Genomic DNA, 538 nt, shown 5'->3' on the forward strand with positions numbered 1-538 from the left:
CCTTTTCGACAACACTGATCCGGATGGCGACTATGGGATCCAGATCGCTCCGGTCGTCCCTCACCCTGAAGGGTGGATGCTCTCATAGCGTCCCCCGCCCTGTGCGCGCTGAAAGTTGGAGAGGGACCGGCCGACGGAGCCGGTCCCTTTCTGTAAGGCTATTAGGCTCTGCGGTCATTCCGCCGGGATCAGCCCAGTTTCACTCTTGATCTCGCGCACGGGCTTTCCAGCCTCCTTGTCGGCGAAATAGAGCGCGTACTCGTCGCCATCCTTGAAGGGCCAAACCCAGTAGTAGCCGTCCATGCACAGATCGGGCGCCGTCCCGGAGTCCAGGCCCCAATTCCACACATCGTCGGCGCCGCTCATGACGCCGGCCTTGCGGAGGCGAGCGACGGCGTCGTCAAGCGCGTCCTCGGCGACGTGCACCACGAACGTGCGCGGGCCGACGACGCCGACGGCGCGTTCCAGTTTCGCCAGTCTGGCTCCGATCCGGCTCATTGGTTCGTCTTCTCCTCAAGGCGGGCCAGGCGTTCTTCCA

General features: G+C 63.9%; 1 protein-coding gene. It reads right to left on the bottom strand.

Annotation, left to right across the window (positions count from 1 at the left end; translation table 11 throughout):
- Positions 1 to 174: 174 nt before the first annotated feature.
- Positions 175 to 498 (bottom strand): hypothetical protein, encoded by a 324-nt coding sequence (locus ACYVO7_RS25780; protein ID WP_460452617.1) that lies wholly within the window; start codon positions 496 to 498, stop codon positions 175 to 177.
- Between the last annotated feature and the right edge of the window lie 40 nt (positions 499 to 538).

The organism is Alsobacter sp. SYSU BS001988 (assembly GCF_054796215.1).